The 24,015-nt window shown below is 35.7% G+C and carries 23 protein-coding genes; 10 read left to right on the plus strand and 13 right to left on the minus strand.

The features are described from left to right. Positions 1 to 4 precede the first annotated feature (4 nt). The 4 genes from DEU39_RS07300 to DEU39_RS07315 all read left to right on the plus strand — a co-directional run bounded on the left by DEU39_RS07300 (position 5) and on the right by DEU39_RS07315 (position 5,771). Positions 5 to 2,911: a histidine kinase gene (locus DEU39_RS07300; RefSeq protein ID WP_120231438.1), complete on the plus strand. Its 2,907-nt coding sequence runs from the start codon at positions 5 to 7 to the stop codon at positions 2,909 to 2,911. Beyond that, positions 2,901 to 3,632 (plus strand): LytR/AlgR family response regulator transcription factor, encoded by a 732-nt coding sequence (locus DEU39_RS07305; protein ID WP_183037387.1) that lies wholly within the window; start codon positions 2,901 to 2,903, stop codon positions 3,630 to 3,632. The genes DEU39_RS07300 and DEU39_RS07305 overlap by 11 nt, the downstream gene beginning before the upstream one ends. 109 nt (positions 3,633 to 3,741) lie before the next feature. Next, positions 3,742 to 3,939, plus strand: coding sequence for a hypothetical protein (locus DEU39_RS07310; protein WP_147367561.1), 198 nt, complete (start codon positions 3,742 to 3,744; stop codon positions 3,937 to 3,939). A 116-nt stretch (positions 3,940 to 4,055) separates the two neighbouring features. After that, positions 4,056 to 5,771: a hypothetical protein gene (locus tag DEU39_RS07315; RefSeq protein ID WP_120231441.1), complete on the plus strand. Its 1,716-nt coding sequence runs from the start codon at positions 4,056 to 4,058 to the stop codon at positions 5,769 to 5,771. Between the two features lie 96 nt (positions 5,772 to 5,867). Here the strand turns inward: DEU39_RS07315 and DEU39_RS07320 are convergent, their stop codons facing one another. Next, positions 5,868 to 6,407: a DUF2867 domain-containing protein gene (locus DEU39_RS07320; RefSeq protein ID WP_120231442.1), complete on the minus strand. Its 540-nt coding sequence runs from the start codon at positions 6,405 to 6,407 to the stop codon at positions 5,868 to 5,870. Between the two features lie 224 nt (positions 6,408 to 6,631). Here DEU39_RS07320 and DEU39_RS07325 point away from each other — a divergent pair, with 224 nt between their 5' ends. Beyond that, a complete protein-coding gene (locus DEU39_RS07325) occupies positions 6,632 to 7,780 on the plus strand; it encodes a methionine aminotransferase (protein ID WP_120231443.1) in 1,149 nt (382 codons plus the stop codon). A 91-nt stretch (positions 7,781 to 7,871) separates the two neighbouring features. Here the strand turns inward: DEU39_RS07325 and cls are convergent, their stop codons facing one another. The 3 genes from cls to DEU39_RS07340 all read right to left on the minus strand — a co-directional run bounded on the left by cls (position 7,872) and on the right by DEU39_RS07340 (position 11,211). Then, a complete protein-coding gene (gene cls, locus DEU39_RS07330; protein ID WP_120231444.1) occupies positions 7,872 to 9,338 on the minus strand; it encodes a cardiolipin synthase in 1,467 nt (488 codons plus the stop codon). A gap of 80 nt (positions 9,339 to 9,418) precedes the next feature. After that, positions 9,419 to 10,183 (minus strand): SDR family NAD(P)-dependent oxidoreductase, encoded by a 765-nt coding sequence (locus DEU39_RS07335; RefSeq protein ID WP_120231445.1) that lies wholly within the window; start codon positions 10,181 to 10,183, stop codon positions 9,419 to 9,421. A gap of 89 nt (positions 10,184 to 10,272) precedes the next feature. Continuing rightward, a complete protein-coding gene (locus tag DEU39_RS07340; RefSeq protein WP_062675155.1) occupies positions 10,273 to 11,211 on the minus strand; it encodes a helix-turn-helix domain-containing protein in 939 nt (312 codons plus the stop codon). Between the two features lie 277 nt (positions 11,212 to 11,488). On the opposite strand from DEU39_RS07340, the gene DEU39_RS07345 reads away from it, so the two are divergent. Genes DEU39_RS07345 through DEU39_RS24320 form a run of 3 tightly spaced genes read left to right on the plus strand, consistent with a single transcriptional unit; the run spans position 11,489 to position 12,100 of the window. After that, positions 11,489 to 11,677 carry a hypothetical protein gene (locus tag DEU39_RS07345; RefSeq protein WP_120231446.1) on the plus strand — a complete coding sequence of 63 codons (189 nt, stop codon included), beginning with the start codon at positions 11,489 to 11,491 and terminating at the stop codon, positions 11,675 to 11,677. Between the two features lie 30 nt (positions 11,678 to 11,707). Further along, positions 11,708 to 11,905, plus strand: coding sequence for a hypothetical protein (locus DEU39_RS07350; RefSeq protein WP_062675157.1), 198 nt, complete (start codon positions 11,708 to 11,710; stop codon positions 11,903 to 11,905). Positions 11,906 to 11,941: 36 nt separating this feature from the next. After that, the gene (locus DEU39_RS24320) at positions 11,942 to 12,100 is read left to right on the plus strand and encodes a hypothetical protein (RefSeq protein ID WP_167348781.1); all 159 of its coding nucleotides are present in this window, start codon (positions 11,942 to 11,944) and stop codon (positions 12,098 to 12,100) included. A 344-nt stretch (positions 12,101 to 12,444) separates the two neighbouring features. On the opposite strand, the gene DEU39_RS07360 is transcribed toward DEU39_RS24320, so the two are convergent. The 7 genes from DEU39_RS07360 to DEU39_RS07390 form a co-directional block, all read right to left on the minus strand. Then, the gene (locus DEU39_RS07360; protein ID WP_120231448.1) at positions 12,445 to 13,524 is read right to left on the minus strand and encodes a hypothetical protein; all 1,080 of its coding nucleotides are present in this window, start codon (positions 13,522 to 13,524) and stop codon (positions 12,445 to 12,447) included. Between the two features lie 83 nt (positions 13,525 to 13,607). Continuing rightward, positions 13,608 to 14,699, minus strand: a complete 1,092-nt coding sequence (gene ychF / locus DEU39_RS07365; RefSeq protein WP_062675159.1) for a redox-regulated ATPase YchF — start codon at positions 14,697 to 14,699, stop codon at positions 13,608 to 13,610. 179 nt (positions 14,700 to 14,878) lie between these two features. Then, positions 14,879 to 15,430, minus strand: a complete 552-nt coding sequence (locus tag DEU39_RS07370; protein ID WP_120231449.1) for a ferritin — start codon at positions 15,428 to 15,430, stop codon at positions 14,879 to 14,881. 243 nt (positions 15,431 to 15,673) lie between these two features. Beyond that, complete coding sequence (locus DEU39_RS07375) at positions 15,674 to 17,290, minus strand: glycoside hydrolase family 10 protein (protein WP_120231450.1); 1,617 nt, start codon at positions 17,288 to 17,290, stop codon at positions 15,674 to 15,676. 130 nt (positions 17,291 to 17,420) lie between these two features. Beyond that, complete coding sequence (gene typA / locus DEU39_RS07380) at positions 17,421 to 19,226, minus strand: translational GTPase TypA (protein ID WP_062675162.1); 1,806 nt, start codon at positions 19,224 to 19,226, stop codon at positions 17,421 to 17,423. A gap of 136 nt (positions 19,227 to 19,362) precedes the next feature. Further along, complete coding sequence (locus DEU39_RS07385; RefSeq protein WP_062675163.1) at positions 19,363 to 19,569, minus strand: bacteriocin-like protein; 207 nt, start codon at positions 19,567 to 19,569, stop codon at positions 19,363 to 19,365. Positions 19,570 to 19,675: 106 nt separating this feature from the next. Continuing rightward, positions 19,676 to 19,930: a DUF1294 domain-containing protein gene (locus DEU39_RS07390; protein WP_120231451.1), complete on the minus strand. Its 255-nt coding sequence runs from the start codon at positions 19,928 to 19,930 to the stop codon at positions 19,676 to 19,678. A gap of 204 nt (positions 19,931 to 20,134) precedes the next feature. On the opposite strand from DEU39_RS07390, the gene DEU39_RS07395 reads away from it, so the two are divergent. Then, positions 20,135 to 20,491 carry a hypothetical protein gene (locus tag DEU39_RS07395; RefSeq protein ID WP_120231452.1) on the plus strand — a complete coding sequence of 119 codons (357 nt, stop codon included), beginning with the start codon at positions 20,135 to 20,137 and terminating at the stop codon, positions 20,489 to 20,491. Positions 20,492 to 20,580: 89 nt separating this feature from the next. On the opposite strand, the gene DEU39_RS07400 is transcribed toward DEU39_RS07395, so the two are convergent. Further along, positions 20,581 to 21,258: a YceI family protein gene (locus tag DEU39_RS07400; protein ID WP_120231453.1), complete on the minus strand. Its 678-nt coding sequence runs from the start codon at positions 21,256 to 21,258 to the stop codon at positions 20,581 to 20,583. Positions 21,259 to 21,370: 112 nt separating this feature from the next. Beyond that, complete coding sequence (locus DEU39_RS07405) at positions 21,371 to 21,568, minus strand: hypothetical protein (RefSeq protein ID WP_120231454.1); 198 nt, start codon at positions 21,566 to 21,568, stop codon at positions 21,371 to 21,373. A 312-nt stretch (positions 21,569 to 21,880) separates the two neighbouring features. Here DEU39_RS07405 and DEU39_RS07410 point away from each other — a divergent pair, with 312 nt between their 5' ends. Then, complete coding sequence (locus tag DEU39_RS07410; RefSeq protein WP_120231455.1) at positions 21,881 to 24,004, plus strand: Tex family protein; 2,124 nt, start codon at positions 21,881 to 21,883, stop codon at positions 24,002 to 24,004. Positions 24,005 to 24,015: the final 11 nt, after the last annotated feature.

Below are 24,015 nucleotides of genomic sequence, written 5' to 3' on the forward strand. Positions count from 1 at the left end.
TCATGTGAAAAATATATTTACTTTCCTCACATTATCTGTAATTTTATTCTTTCCCTCATTATTTCCTTCACAGATCCCCGGGATGGTGAACTATAGCGATGAGGAAGGATTAAATTGTTCTTATACGTATCATCTGAGACAAGATAAAAATGGTTTCATCTGGATAGGCAGCGATAATGGTTTATTCAGATTTGACGGAAAAGAATTTAAACAATACGGTAAGAAAGAAGGGTTAAAGAATATTGATATTATCTCCTGTGAACCTTTGCCCAACGGAGAGGTATTCATTCTTCCCTTTCTGAATGATTTTGCTTATTTAAAAAACAGCCGCGTTATCAATCTGAATATTAATGAGTACGTAAAAAATCAATTTTCAAGCTCAATTCCGAAAGTTACCCGTGATGGAAACCGGCTTTATCTTTATGGCAATTTAAATCCTCAGAATATTTTCATCTATGAAAATGGAAAAGTTAAAAAAATCCCTATCCCATTAGAGTACGGGAAAAGATATTTTGCAACGCTCAGGTTTGAACCACACACCTACAATCTCTATTTGCATGATCCTCATCAGGAAGATATACTTGTCTACAACATCATTACCGGAAAAAAGCAGCATTTGAAAGCAGGAACCGGAAGCATGATCTGTGAAAAAGATGATCTTTTTGTCTTCTTAAATAAAAATACAATTGAAGTGTATCAGCTTTCTGCTCCTTCAGGTATAAAAAAGATCAGTTCTTACGATTGCAGCCCACAAGAGAATGTTTTCTACGGACTTATTGATAAAAACAATAAACTGTGGCTGAATATAAGTAATGGAGGGGTTTTATATTTCAACCAATCACTTACTGAAAAGAAGAGAAACCTTGGTACTCCCATCAAAATACTGGAACGCTATGTGATCAATAATGTTCTGGTAGACAAGGACGATAACGTATGGTTCAATTCAAGGAATAATGGTGTATTTTTCATCTCAAAATCCCTTTTTGCCAATCATATCAATTTGCCTGTAAAAAGTAATTCTGATTATATAAAAGCCATTGCAAAAGATAACGGAAATATTATTCTCGGCTACAATCAATCTGCCGGAGCTCTTATCAGCAAAGACAATAGGATAAAAAATATCATCCTTGATAAAGGTGATAAAGATGAAAACATCTCTGTTTATTTAAAAGGGAATATTTCCATTTTCGGTTTATCAGGTAAAGTGATTGTTCATGATATAGCCAATAATACTTCTAACAAAATATACTGTTCCTTAAAAAACATTGTCCCTTACACCCAGGATTCCTTATTTTTCTGTACATCTGGAGGTTTATTGACCTACAGTTTAAAAAGTAAAAAAACAACTACCCTTTTTCCGGAACGGGTGTACACCGTTTTCCCTTACGACAAAGAGAATCTGTTTACCGGCAGCTTCAGCGATCTGTACAAATACAATATCAGAACCCGAAAAAAGACTTTATTCTTGAAAGGATATTATTTTACGGACATTAAAAAATTAGATGATCACACCTATTTGGGAGCTACTAACCTCAACGGGATTATTCTTTTTAATACTCAAGGAATTATAAGAAAAATCGGGAAAAATGATGGATTAATCAATGACCAGGTTAAAAAAATAGAAGTAGAAAATAACAATACGTTCTGGGCAAGCACCAATTCCGGGATATCCAGAGTTGAACTGACAGCAAAAAATCAACATATCAGTAACTTCACCCAGACAGACGGGCTTCCCTCTGATGCAGTGGCCGGCTGTGCAATAAAAAATGATACCATATTCATTGGAACTTCTAAAGGACTTGGAATATTTTCCATCAAAAAACTACTGACACAGGAAAAATTCATTCATAAAAAGGTCGTCATTAATTCGGTATCTATTGAAAATAATGAGCATTACGACCTGCAGAAAAGCCTGACTGCTTATCCCCACAATACTGTTATTTTCAATCTCAGCTTTCTTGATTATCCCTCACTGGGAAAAATAAGCTATAAATATAAGCTGGAAGGCCTTAATAACTCGTGGCAGATCAATAATTCTTCTAAAGTCATCTTCAACTCTATTCCCCCAGGTAAATATACCTTCCGGGTTTATGGTTTGGGATATAACGGAAAACAATCCTACGCTTCTTCCGATCTCACTTTTCATATAAAACCTCTATTCTGGCAGACATGGTGGTTCAGGTTGATATTGGCCATCGTCATCATCGGAACTCTCTTGATGATCATCTCTTCTTATCTGCACAAAAAAAAGAATAAGAAAATGGAAAAAATGGAGTATGAAAAGAAGATTGCCGAACTTGAACTCCAGGCTATTAAGGCTCAGATCAACCCTCATTTTATTTATAACTGTCTCAATTCCATCCAATTTTTATTGTATAAAAAAGATTACCTCGAAACAGAAAACTATCTGGATATTTTTGCCAAGATGATCCGAAAAACGCTTTATTATTCAGAAAAAACCTTCATGCCTATAAAAGATGAAGTAGAATATCTCACATTGTATCTTGATATGGAAAAGCTCCGTGTAAAAGATCTTTTTGGTTATAAAATTATTATTTCTGAACAGGTAGATCAAAACTGGACGATTCCTTCTTTACTGATCCAGCCTTTTGTGGAAAATGCAATAAAACATGGCATTTCAGGCTTAAAGGACAGAAAAGGAGAAATTCTTATCAGCTTTGATTATACGAATGTTTCTTTACGCATCACCATTGAAGATAATGGTATAGGAATTTCCAATCAGGAATCTTTGAAAAAAGACAACTCCTTTGGGGTAAAACTTTCTCATAAAAGAATTGAGACTTTCAAACAGCTTTTTGATACCAATATATTTTTAGAAATCAATGCGTTTCCGGAAAACAACAGACAGGGGACACAAATTAAACTTTATATACAACCTTATGAGAAATAAAATACAGGCATGCATTGTTGATGATGAACAAGATGGTAGAGATTATATTGCATTACTTATGGGAAATGAATTTCCTGAAATCAACATAGAATTCCAGGCTTCCTCCGTTGAAGAGGCTTATATTTATCTTATCAAAAACTCTCCTGAAATTCTGTTTCTGGACATTCAGTTGGGTGACGGAACCACTTTCGATTTACTGTCAAAGTTTAATGAAGTCCATTCTCAGATTATTTTCATCACAGCACACGAAAATTTTGCTATTCAGGCGATTAAAAACGGGGCTACAGATTACCTTTTAAAGCCTATAAAAAAAATAGATTTTATTATTGCTGTCAATAAAGCCCTGGACAATATCAAAAAAATACAGACTCCTAATCATCCTCTTCTTAAAGATAACAAAATCGTTCTTTCTACTCTTCAGGGATTTAAGTTGGTAGAAATATCCAATATCATCCGCTGTGAAGCAGATTCAAGCTATACTCTTTTTTATCTTGCTGATAAATCAAAAATAATGGTATCCAGAACGCTTCATGAGTTTGAACCCATTCTGATGGAACACCATTTTTTCAGAATACATCATAAGCATCTTATTAATATTAACCATCTTCAGGAATATATTAAAGGCAGAGGCGGACAGGTAGTAATGAGCGATGGATCCGTTCTGGATGTCTCCTACCGCAAGAAGAATGACTTCCTTTCCACCATAGGAAAACCCGAATAAAAATATTTTCTTTCGCACTTACTTATTCAACCTCCGCACTTATTAGTTGGAGCTGTTTTTTGTTAAGGCTCTTCTCTACTTTCGTCATGTTAAACAAAAAAAAATTATCATGAAAATCACTAGAAAAGTACTCAAGAGAAATCAAATGGGATCCATTGCCGGAGGAACAGCGTTTATTACCCCAAGTAACCCTGGAACAATCCCTCAACCCCAGCCTCCTATTGCGTCTAATCCGCAACCTATCGGAGGTCTTCCCTTTATTTATACCATGCCATGGAATGGATTACCATGGATTGAGCCTAAATAATAATGATTTTAAAAATACATTCCAGTCTACCGATTGGAATGTGGTTTTTAAAAGAAAAAGTTTCGGAACAGTCTTATTCCGGACCAGAAAATAATATAAAAACTAAAAATTAAAACATGAAAAAAATAGTATTCTACATGGCTTTGGTTTCTCTTTTATCCGTATCCTGTTCTGATGTGATAGAACAATATGAAACTGAAGCTTCCAATTCCCAACTCATGAACAGGGATCTCACTTCAGAGGATGAAACAAAATATGCGGAAGAAGGAGAACCCACCGTATTAGGAGAACAGCTTCCTATTCCATACACAATTGAAAACATGATGACTGCTTACAAATCATTGCTGGCTGAGCCAAAAGCAGAAGGCAACAGATCATTAACAGCTGTAAATATTCGCTCTACACACAAATACATTAAATTCAATCCGGCAACGGAAGATGAACTGGAAACACTACAGCAATCCGATCTTATTCTTTATGATTATCCACTTGATAAAGAAGTATTGGTGGTCGGTAAATTCTATCACGATCCTGATGTTCCGGCCGACCAGCCTACACCGCAATATGCAACTGTGAGGAATGAAACAGCCTTACCTGCCGGTATTAGCTATGAAATTCTTCAGGAGGTGTACCTTCCTGAAGAGGATATTGAACTCTTAGGCACTGGTAATATGAATTATAAATTCGTCTATAGTCTGGTCAATAGAGCAGAAAACATATCCGGTTTCACTCCTTGGGAGCCTAGCGACTATAAGCCCTGGGATAATATAGGAGAACCCGGGCAATGGTATCCCAATCCAAACCCGAATCCCGGAGGAGGCGGAGGTGGTGCCCCAATATATGGTACCATTCGAATCTTTGATACAAGGTTAAATACACTGATCCCTTTTGAAGGCGCCAAAGTTACCGCTAAAAGGGGTTTGAGAACAAGAGAAGGAATCACCAATGCAAATGGCCAGTACGGACTGGACGGTACACCTTTCCCAAACAACAAAAAAGTAGACTTCAAGCTGCATATGGATAGAAAGCATTTTGTAATTAAAGATAACCAGATTAGCCCTTCCAATGTGAGCCGGAATAATATCAAAAGTAATCATTGGAGCCATGACATCATGCCTGGCTATGAAAATATGCAGGGCCATATGTTTAGAGCAGCCTACCGTTATTTTTATAAAGATATTGGAGGCTTACAAAGACCTGTCAGACCTAGTGGAAACCGTTCACATATTATAGCGAAGAATACAGCTAAAGATTGGCAGGGAATCAATTACGTGGTTTTTCCTTACCTGAAGATAGCAAGATTCCGACCTGGGTCAACAACAGAATATCAGTCTGATGATTATTTTTCAACGACTGTACATGAACTTGCCCATACTTCGCATGTTATCAAAATGAACACCGGGGCAGTTCAGTATTCACAGGTTAATTCGATGCTGCAAGAAAGTTGGCCATGCGCTGTAGAATGGTTTGTAACAGGAATAGAATATAGAGAAAGAGGTATTGCAAATTACGGAACTCCAAATTATAATCCCTCTAATCCACCTGTATTCCCTAATCGTTTCGGATATCAGTTCTGGAGTTTGAATACAAGTTCTGACTACACAAGCTTATTTATTAACTTAGTGGATAACTTCAACGAATTGGGACAGTCATTTAGCTCTCAGCCTATGGGAACAGTCAATGATCAGGTTACCGGCTATACTTTAGCCAATATTGAAACTAATCTTCTAAAATATTGTTATGGATTAAGCAGTTTAAGCACTCAGCTTAAAGCGAACAGACCCGCAGGAGTAAGCAATGCACAGATTGATTTATTATTGAGCTTTTATTAAGTTTATTCCATTAAAAATAACGACCATCCTTACAACAGGATGGTCGTTTTATATAACTAATTTATTTCAGTCCTACTTCATGTAAGGATTCAAACATTACCTTTTATTTTCCAGCTGCCCAATCATATTTTTCAGCATCGCTGGCACAATCATTTTATGGAAAGGCCGAACGGGTAAAAAATACAGCACTCCCAGCCAGTTATGAAATTTTACAGTAGTGGAGATGGTAAGGGAGTTTTTATTGATCTCTTTTTTATTCTTGTCTATGAAAAGAGAAACTCTGAAATCCAGATGCTTGTCATCTTCTCCCAGAACAATTTCGTTGTTGGTTTTATCAAACACCTTAAAAAGCCCTACACGCTCTCCTACTTCACATTGAAAATCCTTCTCTTTTGGTTGCTTTTCTGCTTCATTTCCGGTTTTTAATCCGAATAATCCCATTATTTTATTTCTGAAAGCAAACATTTTCTTTCCCCATTTTGGTCCGCTTGTAAAGAAAGCTTTTCCTATTTCCGAGATATCGATGTTTCCTCCATCATTGGCAAGTTCTCCCTCAAAACTATCCATATAATCAAAATCTTTTTTCCCTTGAGATAAAATAGACTTTTCAGGAAACTCTGTCTTTGTAATCCTCATTGTCATTGTTTTTATGGTTGTTGGTCTAACAAATGTAAGTATCTTTTCATTGATTTAAAAGGGAAATTTAAACAAATGTTTAGATTTGTTGTATACTCCGAAACTGACATTTAATTTTAAAATTTTTCATTATTCTTTTTAAAAATGCTATTTTCTAATTTTTATTACTATAAGTTCAATCTGTTTTAATTATTTCATTAAATTCGGTCAACAAAACTGTTTTTATGATACAACTTCCTTTATCAAAACTTTCCAATGTAGGAACTACTATTTTCAGCCAGATGACTCAGCTTGCCAATGAGAATGAAGCCATCAATCTGTCTCAAGGCTTTCCTGATTTTATGCCAGATTCAGAATTATTAAATCATGTAGATTATTTTATTAAAAAAGGCTTCAACCAATATGCTCCTCTTGGCGGAATGATTGGCTTAAAGGAAGAAATTGCACGAAAAATTGAAAACAGCCATAAGGCAGTTTACCATCCGGAATCTGAAATAACAGTTACTGCAGGCGGCACACAGGCCATTTTCACGGCTATTGCATCATTTATCAAAAAGGATGACGAAGTGATTATTTTTGAACCGGCGTATGATTGTTATGAACCTACGGTAGAACTTTTCGGAGGTATTGTAAAACGATTTGAAATGAAAGCTCCGGATTATGAAATCAACTGGGCGGAAGTAAAGAATCTTGTCAGTGAAAAAACCAGGATGATCATTCTTAATAATCCTAACAATCCTTCAGGAAAAATCCTGAAAGAAAATGACTTACAAGAACTTATTAATCTGGTAAAAGGCACTTCCATTCTTATTTTGAGTGATGAAGTGTATGAAAATATTGTTTTTGATGGAAAACAGCACTTAAGCATCTGTAAGTATCCGGAATTGAAAGAAAGAAGCCTTCTTGTAGCCTCTTTTGGGAAACTTTTCCATGTTACCGGATGGAAAGTGGGCTATTGTGCAGCACCTAAAAGTTTAACAGAAGAATTCAGGAAAGTGCATCAATTCAATGTTTTTTGTGTAAACACTCCTATTCAGCTGGCTTTGGCAGAATACATGAAGAATGACGAACATTATACTTATCTGAATCAGTTTTTCCAGGAAAAAAGAGACTTTCTGAGAAAAGGTCTTGCAGGTACATCATTCGAACTTATGGATTGTGAAGGAACTTATTTTCAGGCGTTGAAATATGATAAGATTTCTGATAAAAATGATTTTGATTTTGCTTCAGAACTTACCATCAATCATAAGGTGGCCAGCGTTCCCTTCTCTTCTTTCTATAAAAACAAGCTGAATGAGAATGTAATCAGGTTATGCTTTGCCAAGAAGCAGGAAACTCTGGAAAAAGCTCTTGAGAATTTATCAAAGATTTAATACTTCCTGATTAAAACAAAGAGGCAAAGAGATTATGCATACAACTCCGGAAATGTTTCCGGAGTTTTTATTTTCTATTCACAGATGAATTTTAAATTAACGGAGAAAGCAGTCTGGCCAGGTGTTCAAAAAAAACTTTGAATTTTAACCTTTTTTTCCAGGTATCAAGGAAGATTTCTTCACAATCATTCATATCCTCAATAAAAAGATTTTTAAGTTTAAGATTAATTTCAGCATCAAAGATTAATGTATTCACCTCAAAATTAAGTTCCTGACTTCTGACATCCATATTCGCTGTTCCTACAGACGAAAAATGGTCATCAACAATCATTGTTTTGGCATGAATAAACCCTTTCTTGTAAAAGAACACCCTCACTTTGTTCTCCAGAAGTTCTTCATAATAGGAATAGGCAGCGGCATTCACCACTACCGAATCTCCTGATTTTGGCACCATAAGCCTTACATCAATTCCCGAAAGACCAGCCTGCTTTATAGCATTCAATACCGTTTCAACAGGAATAAAATAAGGTGTTACAATATATACTCTTTTCTTCGCAGAAAGAATTGCCGAACTGGTGCTCAACATAATAGAAGGCCTGGTATCAGGTCCACTTGCAGCAACCTGAACGAGGGAACTTCCTGCTTCTGTTTTTTTATAACCGAAATAAGACGTTGAGATTTCAGGAAATTTTTCAGTGGCAAAAACCCAGTTGCTGAAAAACAAAAATTGAAAATAAAAAGCGGCTTCTCCTTTAATATAAAGGTGAACGTCTCTCCAGTACTGTTTTGGATTAGGATTGATGTATTTATCCGAAACATTAATGCCACCTGTAAAAACCTCAGTACCATCTACAATAATAATCTTTCTGTGATCTCTGTAATTCACTCTGTTGGCAAGAAGCCTGAAAGTAATTTTGTTAACAGGAGATACTTCTACCCCAGCTTTCTGTAATCCTTTTAAAAACTTCCGGCCTAATTTCCCACTTCCCAGATCATCATAAAGAAAACGTATTTTAACACCTTGCTTTGCTTTCTTCATCAATAGATCAGCAAGCCTGTTCCCTACTTCATCATTATCATAAATATAATATTCCAGATGGATATGATGGGTTGCCTTTTCAAGTACTTCGAAAACTTTTTCAAATTTAGCCTCACCATTGATCAGAACTTCAGTATGATTTCCATGAGAAATGGGTGCATTTCCGGCATTATAAAGAAAATTAACTGTGAGTAGAAAATTCTGCAATTCTTCCTGATGACCATTCAGTGTTTTATGATGGGTTTCTTCAATATATTGCTGTACTTTCTGATATATCTGCTCATTACGTTCTATTTTGAAGGTGTAAAATTTATTCTTCCTGAAGTTGACCCCAAAAACAAAATAAATAATGATACCCACCACCGGAAGAAAAATAATAAGCAGAAGATAAGCCAGTGTTTTGCTTGTATTTCTGGTATCCATAATAATCTTACCCGCAAGGAAAGTAACCCCGAGAAGATAAAGGGCCTCCAGTCCCAGCAGAAGGTATGGGTACTGATCAAGAAATTCTTTAATCATATAAACTGATCTCTAGATTAAAGATAATAAAAAAGGCCAAAAAGGAAATTAAAAATTTCGCTTTTTGGCCTTTAAAAGTTCTATAGGAACATTCCTCCTGAAACTTCTATTCTTTGTCCATTGATCCACCTTGCATCTTCCGTACACAGGAATGCCACCACTCCACCAATATCATCCGGAAGACCTACTCTTCCCAGTGCCGTTGCACCTGCTACCATGGCATTAATCTCTTCATTGTCTCTTACTCTTCCGCCGCCAAAATCTGTTTCAATAGCTCCCGGCGCCACAACATTGGCTTTAATTTTTCTTGAACCGAGCTCTTTAGCCATGTATTTCGTAAGCATTTCTACTCCAGCTTTTATAGATCCATAAACAGAGGATCCAGGTGTTGCAAATCTCGCCAACCCTGAAGAGACATTAATAATACCTCCTCCATCGTTGATAAATGGCAATAATTTTTGAGTCAGGAAAAACACTCCTTTAAAATGAATATCTACCACATCGTCCAATTGTTCTTCCGTTACTTCCGTAATCGGGGAATATAAGGCTGTTCCTGCATTATTGATCAGGTAATCAATGTGAGTACTTCCTGTATTTTGCTGCAAATGATCTGTTACGTTTTTTACAAAAGCATCAAAGCTTTTAATATCTTTTGTATCAAGCTGAAATGCTGTAGCATTTCTTCCCATTGATTTGATTTCAGAGACAACAGCATCAGCTTCTTCTTTGTTGCTTCTGTAGGTAATAATAACATCTAATCCTTTTTGAGCAATTTTAAGTGCTGAATTTTTCCCTAATCCACGGCTTCCTCCGGTTATCAGTGCAATATTTGTTTTTGTGTTCATTGTATTTTGATTATTTTGATGATACAAAGTTGGGATATTTTCAGACTGTAGTATTTGCTTGAATCAATCTGAAATTTGCAAAATTCAAATCAGGAACGAAATTCCAATGGAGTAAACGTTGTTTTCCTTTTAAAAAAATTGGAAAAATGGGCAATCTCTTCAAATCCCAGGGCGTAAGATATTTCTGAAACATTCCATTTTGTCTGTTTTAAAAGTATTTTAGCTTCCTGAATAATCCGGTCCGAAATAAATTCTGTGGTTGTCTTTCCGGTGCTTTCCTTTAATCTTTTGTTTAAGTAATTGACATGAACAGCCAATCGGTCTGCATAATCTTTTGCCGTTTTCAATTGTAGTCTCTGTTCCCATGATTCAATAGGGAACTGCCTTTCCAACAGCTCTATAAACAAGGAAACCACTCGCATGGATGCATCATTTGAAGCCGAAATTTTGGATGCAGGCTGTAATTTCTGCCCATAATGAATCAGCTCCAGAACATAGTTTCTGATCAGATCATATTTAAAGACATAATCTGAATCTATTTCTTTTTTTATCTTTTTAAAGAGGCTTTCAATCTCTTCTGCAAGCTCACCATCAATTTCAAAAACAGGAACTCCGCCTGGCTGAAAAATAGGAAGATCTTCCAGATTGTAATAAGACTTATCCTTAATAAAAAAATCTTCCGTAAAAACACAGAAACTTCCGGACTGATCCGGGGCTTCAGGAACCCAGTGATAGGGAACTTTAGGTGTAGCAAACAATAGAGCGTTTTGCTTTATTGAAATTACTTTGTCTGCGTATTCTGCTCTATTTCTTCCTTTTATAAAGCTTATTTTATAGTACTTTCTTCTATTATAAGGCATTTCAGAAGTAGTCTTAGCTCTTTCTATCGTTTGGGCAATATCAAAAACATTAAAGTGACCAATGTCTTTATGAAGTCCTTTTGGAAAAATACTTTCAAGATCCTTGCCCAGTTTGGCAGCCATCTCCTTGTAAAAATCTTCCAGTGAGGTATGTGCAATTTTTTCCATCGCAGATGATTTGTAAAATTCAAATATACGAAGTTATCAATCAACCTTTTTTGAAATGATTACAGATTGCTCGTCCGATCTCAAGACTTTTTTAAATTTCAAAAAAACACACCATATGGATTTATTAAAAATTTCAATGGAATCACTTATTCTATTGAAAATTTATCACAATATTACAGATGCAACATTATATTTTTTTCATTTTTTTCTATATACAGTGATATAACTCATTTATTTTTATTATTTTCGTTCAACTAACCCATTAAAAATCAAATCAATGAGAAATCAAATCAATCAAATCGGAAAAAAATTAAACAAAAAAGAATTAAGAACCATTAAAGGTGGTCTTATCAACTGTATGGAACCGGTTCTTTGTCCTACCCCTTGCGAGCCTTCTTCTGATCCATATGGATGCACAATCATTTCTCCAAAATGTGCACAAAAAGAGTGCAGACCTCAATTATAAATAAAACATCATTTAATCAACAAAAAAATTATGAAAAAGGTAGAATTAAGCAAAGGTAAAAAGCTTGAAAAAAAACAATTAAAAACTATTTTAGGAGGTATGTTAGATTGTATGGAACCAAGACCATGTACAGAATTTCCTTGTGAAACTTATCCCCCTGACGATGTCAGAAACTGCACTAAAATTTCTGTGGGATGCGCCCAAAAAATCTGCAGACCACAACCATAAAGATAGAATTCTTCACTAAACCAAAAATTAAACATCATGAAAAATCAAGATTTAAATCACGGAAAAAAATTGAATAAAAAACAATTAAGAGTAATTACTGGTGGAAAAGAAATGTGCTTGCTTCCAGACCTTACTTGTAAGAAATATTCTTTTGCCTGTGCAGAAATTCAATGCCAGCCTGGTATTGAATTGTAAAAGCAAAAAAAAACTAAACCATAAAAAAACTTAAACGAATGAGAAACCAACATTTAAATAATGGTAAAAAACTTAATAAAAAAGAGTTGAAAACCATTAAAGGAGGCGTAATGATATGTAGTATACAGAATGGAACAATATGTACACAAACTCATCCATCATGCTATGAGCCACAATGCCGTCCAGGAGTAACAGAAGTATGTATGCCAACATCAAATACTTGTATTAAAAAATCCTTTAGTTGTGTAGAACCACCATGTTGGCCAAACTTAGAGCCTCCAATATTATAATGATATTAAATGAATCGCTTCTTTAAAAAGAAGCGATTTTTAATTTGTATTCATTTAGCTCACAGTACCACCTAGATCTTTTAGCATCCATTTTCCCTTTATATACTCTGCAGCATAATCATTAGTAAATCCACTTCCTGAAACATAGATATAGAATATATTCGGATCTTTATCATTGGTTTGAATTTTGGAAATGTTCCTGTCTGTTACATCCGTAATCCTCAGATAAGGAGTTTGCTTATTTTTATCTTCCGAAACAAATAGTACTCTTGCCTCAGGGTTAATGTGATGAAAATAGTCACAATCAGTTTCATAAATCTGAAATGTATAATGTAGTTTTTTCATATTAATCATTCCATTATTGGGCTGTAAAAGCTCATAAAGCTGAGTAAATTTGTTCTTCTCAGATTTAAATAAAGGATTCATATCCTCAAAGTCATTAATGCCATCTCCATCTGTATCCTTATCCATCTGATTAAGTCCAAAACTTTTCTCAAAGATATCATTATAACCATCATGATCAGAATCCTTCGTTACATCTTTCAGGTTCATTTTAAAAAGTTTCCCGTCTTCCATTGCAGAATAATCATCATATCCGGGAAGCCCTCCTACCTTTACAATTTTCACAAGACTTCCTTCAAACTGAAGAAACCCATCTTTGATAATAGGCAATTCCTGAATTTCGTTGATGTAATAATGGCTGAAACTCAATCCAAGAAAATATGCTTTAGTTTTCTCATTTTCAATAGTCAGAAGCCAGAAGCCAAGTCTGTTTCGTCCTAAACCATACAAAACATTCCCTACCTGCTGTGAAGAATAAAACACAAACTGATCTGAAAATTTCTCTCTGAACACTTTAAACTGACTTTCCAGCCTTTTTTCCATTTTTTCATATACTTCAGATCCTGCATGGGTAAAAGATTCAACACTGTCTTGCCTAAAACTGCGGTATTTCTTAAGGCTAGTAATTTCTAAATAATCAACCTTTTTATTCAGTATCTGTTTCACAGTATAAGGCTTCTGTTCCTTATAAACTTCAAACACCTGATCTCTTCTGTTGGTAAAACAGTTTTTCTCAACAGATTGAGAACATGAAAAAAATAAAATAAGAATTGTAAAATAACAGATTTTCATAGTTAAAGTTTGATGTATAAAAGCAAAAAACGCTCCCAAATTCATGGAAACGCTTTTTTTTATAACTAACTTTAATACTTTTCTTATACGTTGAATCTAAAGTGCATGATGTCGCCATCCTGTACGATATATTCTTTACCTTCTACAGAAAGCTTTCCAGCTTCTTTTACTTTTACTTCAGAACCATAGTTTACGTAATCGTTATACTTGATTACTTCTGCACGGATAAATCCTTTTTCAAAGTCTGTGTGGATTACTCCTGCAGCTTGTGGAGCAGTCCATCCCTGTCCGATAGTCCAGGCTCTTACTTCTTTTACCCCAGCTGTAAAATACGTCTGAAGTTTCAAAAGATCATACGCTTTTCTGATCAAACGGTTAACACCAGGTTCTGTAAGCCCTAGCTCATCAAGGAAAATTTCTCTTTCTTCGAAAGTTTCAAGCTCATTGATATCAGCTTCGATCTGAGCGGCTAATACGACTACTTCAGCACCTTCGCCTTTAGCCATTTCTTCAATCTTAGCAATCCACTCATTTCCGTTTTTGATAGAGTTTTCATCTACGTTACAAACGTAAAGAACCGGCTTATTTGTCAACAATTGAACTTCTCCGATGATTGATTTTGTAAAGTCATCAGTGGCAAATTCTCTTGCATTTTTACCATCTTCAAGGAATTTCTGTAAGTTCTGAAGAGTTTCGTAAGTAAGGATATCTTCTTTCTTCCCTGATTTGATGAATTTTTTAGCTTTCTCAACTGCTTTTCCTACGGTTTCAAGGTCTTTCAGCTGAAGCTCTATATCAATAATTTCTTTATCTCTTAATGGGTCTACTGAACCTTCTACGTGAACGATATTTCCGTTATCAAAACATCTTAAAACATGAATAATCGCTTCACACTCACGGATATTAGCTAAGAACTGGTTCCCCAATCCTTCTCCTTTGCTGGCTCCTTTTACAAGACCTGCAATATCAACAATCTCAACTACAGCAGGTAAAACTCTTTCAGGTTTTACGATTTTCTCGAGTTCAAACAATCTCTGATCCGGTACAGAAACCGTTCCAAGGTTCGGTTCAATCGTACAGAAAGGATAGTTTGCTGATTGAGCTTTTGCGTTGCTCAGACAGTTAAAAAGAGTTGATTTACCTACATTCGGTAAGCCTACGATTCCACATTTCATATTGTAAAATTCAAAGTTTAAGGTTTAGGGGTAACTCAAGGAATCTTCAACTTTAAACATTGAACTCAGAACCTTGAATTACGAGTGTGCAAAGATAGTGATTTTTGGCAGAGTTTCATAATAAAAAAATCTGCCAATATTCTGACAGATTTTCAAAAGGTTTGGATTCACCGGATGTTTTATGGGTTAGCTCCCGTAGCATTCTGGGCCAGCGGAACATCATTCGGTGCTTCCTCTAAAGTTTTATCTAAAGTAAATAAAGATTCGTCAGTAGCTCTGTCACCTCCTGCGATTTTCAATTTATCTATTAAGTTTTGAGCCAATGTTTCCTCTTCAATCTGTTCCTGAACAAACCATTGCATAAAATTCCATGTAGCCCAGTCTTTTTCTTCCATAGAAAGATCTACGATTCTGTAAATAGCAGTGGTATTGTCAACTTCATGTTTAAATACACCATCAAAGCAGGCAGTAAGGCTTTCGGGATCTGTGGGAGGAGCAGGAATAGCGTCTACCTTTGGTTTTCCTCCTCTGTTTAAAATATATTCCATGAATTTGATCGAGTGATTTCTTTCTTCCTGAGCATGGCGGTAAAGAAAGTTGGCAATTCCCTGATAACCTTTATCATCAGCCCAAATTCCGTAGGATAAAAAAACGTGTGATGCATGAATTTCCTTGTTCATCTGATCACTTAATGCCTTTTCCATGTTGGTGGAAAGTCTTTTAGTATTCATAATGTTATATTTTGGTGATTATAGAATGAATCATGCAAAAACAGTTCCGATAAGTTCATTATTTGCTATAAAATCCCATACCACGCTTAAAAATAGTACTGGTTTACAATCATTTAAGCTAATAATTTATAGTTATTCTAAAATAAAACCGGTTCTCAGGCAGAACCGGTTTTATTAATTTATGATTGAGATTGCTTCACCTAAAGGTTCGCAATGACCAATTTATAATGGATTGTATTCCTACTATTTAATCCTTCTTGCTATATAATCACTTTCATTTCCTAATCTATCGATGGCTTTGATGGCCACTGCGTTCAGTTTTTTCCCATCTTTAGATTTAGGAATGTCTTTTGAAAGGGTATCAAGCGTTAAAATTTCTGTTTGCCATACTCCGTTATATTGAGTAAAAAGCACCCATAGAAAGACATCGGCAGCATTTTTTGTACTCCAGCTTGTCTGAGCAAAGCTTCCGTTATCAGCAATAAATAAGGTAGGCGTCTGCAATGGAACAGCTTTTATCCATGGAGATTTCGGAACTAGTGCTTTCTCATTGTATGGACCGTTTTTCAAAGCGGGAAGCATATTGGGGTTTTTGGTAAGCCCTGCAATGCTCCAGTGAATTTCTCCTGCATCATTTTTAAGGATATTTCTGGAAATAGCAATCTGGTTTTTGATTTCTGTTGGACGGTCTGATACTTTAATCTCAACAGTATTCAATCCCGGCCATAAATGACGATTCATTGTATTTTCGGACTGCCACCAGCTTAACAGAGCTTCAAAACTTTGTCCTTTAGAATCTATGGGCCAGTAAAGCTGTGGAGAGAAATAATCTACCCAGCCTTTATTTAACCATAATTTAGCATCTGCATAAAGCTCGTCATATTGAGAGGAACCTATAATTCCCATCGGATATCCGGGTTTCCAAATTCCAAACGGGCTGATCCCAAATCTTACATTATTTTTTTCTGCGTGAATTTCTTTATATATACGTTCTACAAATTTATTCACATTATCTCTTCTCCAATCTGCTCTGGATAAAGTCCCTCCGTTGCTTAAGTAAGCATTCCAACTGGCGTTATCTGGAAAATCTGCTCCTTTATTGTAAGTAGCATAAGGATAGAAATAATCATCGAAATGCACAGCATCAATATCATATCTTTTTACAATATCTTTTACCACATTGGACACATGGCCTTGTGTTTTCGGATTAGCCGGATCAAACCAATACATTCCATTCTTTAGTCTGACAACTATATCAGAGAGTTTGTTTGCCATTGACAGCTTATTCACAGCTCCTCCGTTGGTATGATGTGCTCGGTAAGGATTCAACCAGACATGAAGTTCCAATCCTCTTTTATGAGCTTCTTCGGTCCAAAACTGAAGCGGATCATAATTGGGATATGGTGCAGTTCCTGTTTCTCCGGTCAAAAAGTAAGACCATGGTTCGATATTACTTGTATAAAGTGCATCTGCAGAAGGTCTGATCTGGAAAATAGCAGCGTTGAAATTATTATCTTTCAGCATATCAAGCATGCTGATTGCTTCTGCTTTCTGCTGTTCCACTGTAAGATCATTTCTTGAAGGCCAGTTGATATTGGCAACACTGGCAATCCATGCTCCGCGGAATTCTCTTTTGATTTCCGGAAGATTGGTTCTGAAATTTTCTTCCGTTGAAGCTGCTGTTCCTGTTGTTGGTTTTGTTGCTACCGGAATTACTTTTGGAGGATTTGTATTGTTGGTTGGTTTTGTCGGATTCTTCGCGGAAGGTGTTTTTACAACGTTGTTCTGAACGGAACAGGAGGTAGCGTAAGATGCAAAAACGCCCAATAAAACGATAAGTTTTAATTTATTCATTCTCATAGTCACAAAACTACATTAAAATTTATTTTTTATTCTTAGAGATTATTATGCCAAAATAAGCATTTTAATGGGTAGGTATAGAAAAAAAGCCTCGAAAATCGAGGCTTTGATTTTATGTATAAGATTTTTACTATGCTTTCGCAGATCTTTCTACTCTTTTTCTTTCTTCTTCAGAAAGGATTTTCTTTCTCATTCTGATGAAGTTCGGAGTTACCTCAATTGCTTCATCACCCTGGATGTATTCCATACATTCTTCAAGTGAGAATAAGATTTTCGGAGCAACACCGGTATCTTTATCTTTTCCTGAAGCTCTCATGTTGTTCAGCTGTTTTGCTTCTACGATGTTTACTACCAGGTCTCCAGGTTTGTTTTGTTCACCAATGATCATCCCTGTGTAGATTTCCTCACCCGGATCAACGAAGAACTTACCTCTATCCTGAAGTTTAGCAATAGAATATTCTGTAGCAGGACCAGTTGTTTTGCTGATCAAAACACCATTGTTTCTTCCCGGAATAGCACCTTTGAAAGGCTTATATTCTGTGAAACGGTGTGCCATAATAGCTTCACCAGCCGTAGCTGTCAACATCTGAGAACGTAATCCGATCAAACCTCTTGAAGGAATTTCGAATTCCATGTGCTGCATTTCACCTTTAGTTTCCATAATGTGAAGGTCACCTTTTCTCTGAGTTGCCAAGTCAATAACTCTTGAAGCAAATTCTTCAGGAACGTCAACAACCAAAGATTCATAAGGCTCACATTTCTCACCATCAATTTCTCTGAAGATAACCTGTGGCTGACCAATTGTCATTTCGTAACCTTCTCTTCTCATTGTTTCGATCAAAACTGATAAGTGAAGAATACCTCTACCGAATACAAGGAATGTATTGGCATCATCAGTCTGCTGAACTCTTAAGGCAAGGTTTTTCTCTAATTCTTTTGTTAATCTTTCTTTCAGGTGATTAGAAGTAACATATTTACCGTCTTTACCAAAGAAAGGTGAATTGTTGATAGAGAACGTCATATTCAGCGTAGGCTCATCAATTGCAGTTCTTTCCAATGGCTCAGGATTTTCAAGATCTACGAAAGAATCACCGATCTGGAATGCATCAAATCCTACTACAGCACAGATATCTCCAGCTTGTACTTCAGTTACTTTTTTCTTTCCTAATCCTTCGAAAACGTAAAGTTCTTTTACTTTTCCTTTTACAATTTTACCATCTGCCTGAGCAAGACCAATCCATTGAGATTCTTTGATCTCACCTCTTGTCACTTTCCCGATTGCAATTCTTCCTAAGAAAGAAGAGAAGTCTAGAGAAGTAATCTGCATCTGAAGATTACCTTCTGTTACTTTCGGTTCAGGAACATATTGTAAAATACCATCCAATAATGGTAAGATATCTTCAGTTTGCTCTAATGAAGTGTTGAACCATCCTTGTTTTGAAGATCCGTAGAATGTAGGGAAATCCAATTGCTCTTCTGTAGCATCAAGGTTGAAGAACAGGTCAAATACTTTATCATGAACTTCGTCAGGACGACAGTTTGGTTTATCTACTTTATTGATAACCACTAATGGTCTCAATCCTAATTCCAAAGCTTTCTGAAGTACGAATCTTGTTTGCGGCATTGGTCCTTCGAACGCATCCACCAACAAAATAACCCCATCAGCCATTTTCAATACTCTTTCTACTTCTCCACCAAAATCGGCGTGACCAGGAGTATCGATTACGTTAATTTTTGTGTCTTTATAAGTAACAGAAATATTCTTGGATAAGATCGTGATCCCTCTTTCTCTTTCAAGATCGTTGTTATCCATAATTAACTCCCCACTCTCCTGATTTTCTCTGAAAATATTGGTAGCGTGAATGATCTTGTCAACCAAAGTCGTCTTTCCGTGGTCAACGTGTGCGATAATCGCAATATTTCTAATGTTTTGCATAAAAGATTTTTACGGGTGCAAAAGTAGTGATTTTTAATGAAAAAATATTTAGTTATACAAATATTTAATATTTTGTTTAAAATACTTATTTACAAGACAATAAAAAAGAGTGTCCGAAAAACACTCTTTAAATTATTTATACACAAGCTTGTATTTCGCATGGATCTATTACAGGCGGTTCACCGCATATGATGTCAAATTCTGCGCAATTACTGGAGAATCCGGTTGCCCATCCCCATCTTACGGCGCATGTGTCGGCATCTTTGCATCTTACCATTCCTTTAACGATTCCTCCCTGAACTGATTTCATTTCAGTTCTGGAAATTTTTCTAAGATTTCTCATGTTGTTTTGTTTATGTTATTAGCATGATAAAAATATAAAAAAAACACAATAATTAATATGTTATTCAAATATTTAACATTTCGGAGAACTATTTTAACATTCACACTCAGAGCCTTAGCAACCTGTAAAACATAACAAGATCAATTAAAACAACCAGTATAAATTTCATGAGAAAAGATTTCTTGGAAACTTTATGATTGAAGAAAATCATTCCCGCAGCGGCTCCTATAATTCCGCCAAGTAGAGAAATTCCTAAAAGGGTATTTTCGGAAATTCTCCATTGATGCTTTTTGGCTTGCCATTTATCAAAACCAAAAGCACCTAATGCGAGCACGTTTATTATCAACAGAAAAGGAATCATTCTTCATTTAATTTGCCGCAAAAATAGAGCTTAATTTATAAAAAATATACTTACACCTTCACTATTTTTAAACCATTAAGGAAGATTTACAAAGTAAAGTATATTTACTCTAGTTAGGGTCGATCATTCTAATTTTTTAAATGTACAATGAATATTATTCAATATGATCTTAATGTTTTAAATTTGCTCTCAAAAAATAAATCGATGACAGTACACGATCTGGCGGGAAGCTACTCTATTGAAGGAAGCAATCAGGAGGAATCTTTCCTGCCAACTTATCATGGTATATTGACCTTATCTGTTGATGAAAATAATCGCATTATTGCTCAATGGATGATTGGCGACCATCAGCAAAACGGGACAGGATTTTATAAAGACCAAATTTTAGTGATTAATTTCAACTACGAAGGAGAAGATGATAAAACCTATAAAGGAGTTGCTGTGTACCGGTGCCTAAATAGAGACGTACTGGATGGATTCTGGTCTGAGAAGCACGGAAATCCTTTATATCTGGGAAGTGAATATTGTGTAAGAATCCAGAACTCCAAGATTGTAAATTAATTTCCTTTTCCATTTGAGCAAAAAAATTTTCAAATAAAAAGAGCTGTCTTCATGAAGACAGCTCTTGTAGTTATTAAAGTTTAAATAACTTATTTTTTAGCTTTTACGTCAATTGCAATCTCGATGTCTTTGCTGATCATCCATTCTGCAGGATCTGCTTCAGAAGTACCGAATTTAAGTCCCCAATCGGCTCTGTTTACAGTGAATTTAGCCTGAATCGCTGCTGAATTTTCTGTCACCTCTACTTTCGCAGGGAACGTAACATTCATTGTTTTTCCTGATAAAGTAAGGTTTCCGCTTACCGTTTTATTAGCTCCTGCTACAGCATCTTTTGGTGCTTCTTTCAAATCTGTAACACTTGTAATTTTGAAATCTGAAGTAGGGTTTTTAGCCACATCAAAGAAATCAGGATTTTTTAAGTGCGCCTCAAGATCAGCCGGTTTTTTATCTTTTTCTGTTACTGAAGCCGGATCTACCTTGATAGAATTCATATCAATTACAAAGTTTCCTGCAGAAACCTGACCTGCATCAACACTAATATCTCCTGACTTCACTGTAAGTGTTCCCCAACGAGGTGCCATTCCTCCTTTGTGGAAAGCTTTCCAGTTTACTACAGAACCTACTGTATCTACTGCCAGTGTTTCTCCTTTGCTCTCTGCTACAGTTTGTTCCTGAGCCGTAGCTGCTGTTTCTGCTGTTTTTCCTTTATCACATGATGCCAAAAGCAATCCTACTCCTACTAATGCAATTACGCTAATTTTTTTCATATTGAACTGTTTTAAAAAAGTTTATTGAAATTTTGTTGTTTTCGGGTACAAAAATAGAAAAACCTGCTTTGCATCATCTTAACATATATCAAGAAATATAAATTTATTCAAATTATTTGCAATCATACACCCATTTACGATATACATCCCATCTGTATTGAGAATCGTAACTACTGTAGAATTCCGTATCCTTTTGAGTTCCATTTCTTGAGCATTCAGCAGAATTATCTTTCTGTGGGTTTCCCTTAACTACCCATCCTGTGTCAGAATAATCACTATAAGTACCGTCATTCCCGTTTTTTAAAATCACGGTCCGCTCATATTTCTGTACTGTGCAATTACACTTTTTAGGCTCCTCATATTCCGTGACTGTACAAGATATAATAAAAGAATAACAAATGAATAATGCAAATATTTTTCTCATGTTTATTATTGCGGTTATTAGATTTTAGCAAGCATAAATAAGTAAATATTTAAACATGATCACATCGCAAACAAAAAATTAAACATTAGTTATCAATCCATTAAAATATCTTTAATAAACCGGAGAAAAGAGATTAATACATTTCGATTTACATTTTCTCATTCCAAAACCCTATTTTAGCTTTCCGAAAACAGAACAATGACGACCGTAGAATTTATACAGAAACAGCTCAATATTTCTGAAAAGAGCATCAACAATACCTTAAAACTATTATCTGAAGACTGTACCATTCCTTTTATTTCCCGTTACCGAAAAGATAAAACCGGAAACCTTGATGAAACACAAATCGAACAGATCTCAAAAATCAGTAAGCAATTTGATGAAATTGTTAAGAGAAAAGAATCTATTTTAAAATCAATAGAAGAACAGAATGGATTGACTCCTGAACTTCAACAGAGAATAGAAGAAAGCTTTGACATCCAGGAGCTAGAAGACCTTTATCTGCCTTATAAAAAGCGTAAGAAAACCAAAGCTGATACAGCCAAGGAAAAAGGCCTGGAACCTTTAGCTAAAATCATTATGAGCCAGAAAAGTAATGACATTCAGTTTCTGGCTTCAAAATACCTGAACAATGAAGTTGCTTCTGAAGAAGAAGCGCTTCAAGGCGCAAGAGATATCATGGCAGAATGGATTAACGAAAACATGTATGTCCGTAAAAACCTTCGCAGACTATTTCAGCGCAAAGCAGTAGTTACCTCCAAGGTTGTAAAAGCTAAAAAAGACGAAGAAGAAGCCCAGAAATTCTCCCAATATTTTGAATGGGAAGAAAGCCTTAGCAGAACTCCTTCTCACAGGCTTTTAGCCATGCTTAGAGCAGAAGCAGAAGGTTTTGTAAAAACAAATGTAGGAATAGACAAGGAAGAAGCCATTGATTTTATTGAAAAGGCCATTATCAAATCTAATAATGAAAGTTCTGAACAAATTGCACTGGCCATAAAAGATAGTTATAAAAGACTTCTGGAACCTGCTATTTCAAATGAAGCCTTACAGGAAGCTAAAGAAAAAGCAGACAAAAAAGCCATTGAAATTTTCTCTGATAACTTAAGCCAACTCCTTCTTGCTCCGCCTTTAGGAGAAAAGAGGATTCTGGCAATAGATCCCGGATACCGAAGCGGATGCAAAGTAGTATGCCTGGATGAAAAGGGTGATCTATTACACAACGAAACCCTTTACCCTCATGCTCCGCAAAATGAAAGCGGAATGGCTATGAAAAAGATCCGTTCTATGGTGAATGCGTATCATATCGAAGCGATTTCTATTGGTAATGGAACAGCAAGCCGCGAAACAGAATTCTTCATAAAAAAAATTGCTTTTGATAAACCTTTGCAGGTTTTTGTAGTTTCAGAAGCAGGAGCATCCGTTTATTCTGCAAGTAAAATTGCAAGAGATGAATTTCCATCATATGATGTAACAGTACGTGGAGCAGTTTCTATCGGAAGAAGGCTTTCTGATCCGTTGGCGGAATTGGTAAAAATTGATGCCAAATCCATCGGGGTTGGACAGTATCAGCATGATGTAGACCAGACCCAGTTGAAAAATGAGCTGGATTCTACCGTGATGAAATGTGTAAATTCCGTGGGAATTAATCTAAATACTGCCAGCAAATCACTATTAAGTTATGTTTCCGGAATCGGAGAAAAAATGGCAGAAAACATTGTGAATTACCGTACTGAAAACGGAGCTTTTGAAGATAGAAAACAGCTAAAGAAAGTTCCAAGACTTGGAGAAAAGGCTTTCCAGCAAGCCGCAGCTTTCGTGAGAATCACCAATGCCAAGAATCCACTGGATAACTCTGCAGTACATCCGGAAGCGTATGGAATTGTAGAGAAAATGGCAAAAGATTTGGGTATTAAAACCAATGAACTGATAGCCAATAAAGAAAAAATAGCCCTGATAAAACCCGAAAACTACATTACAGGTGAAGTTGGAATCTTAGGAATTAAGGATATTTTAAAAGAACTTGAAAAACCGGGACTAGATCCAAGAAAAGCAGCAAAAGTATTTGAATTCGACCCGAATGTCAAAAGCATTAAAGATTTAAAAGCAGGAATGATTCTTCCGGGAATTGTCAATAATATTACCGCTTTTGGATGTTTCGTGGATCTTGGAATCAAAGAAAGCGGACTGGTTCATATTTCCCAGCTGAAAGAAGGATTCGTATCAGATGTAAATGAGGTTGTAAAACTTCATCAACATGTTCGTGTAAAAGTAACAGAAGTAGATGAAGCAAGAAAAAGAGTCCAGCTGACTATGATTTTGTAATTTTTAAACGT

Source organism: Chryseobacterium sp. AG363 (assembly GCF_003610675.1).
GTDB classification, from domain to species: domain Bacteria; phylum Bacteroidota; class Bacteroidia; order Flavobacteriales; family Weeksellaceae; genus Chryseobacterium; species Chryseobacterium cucumeris.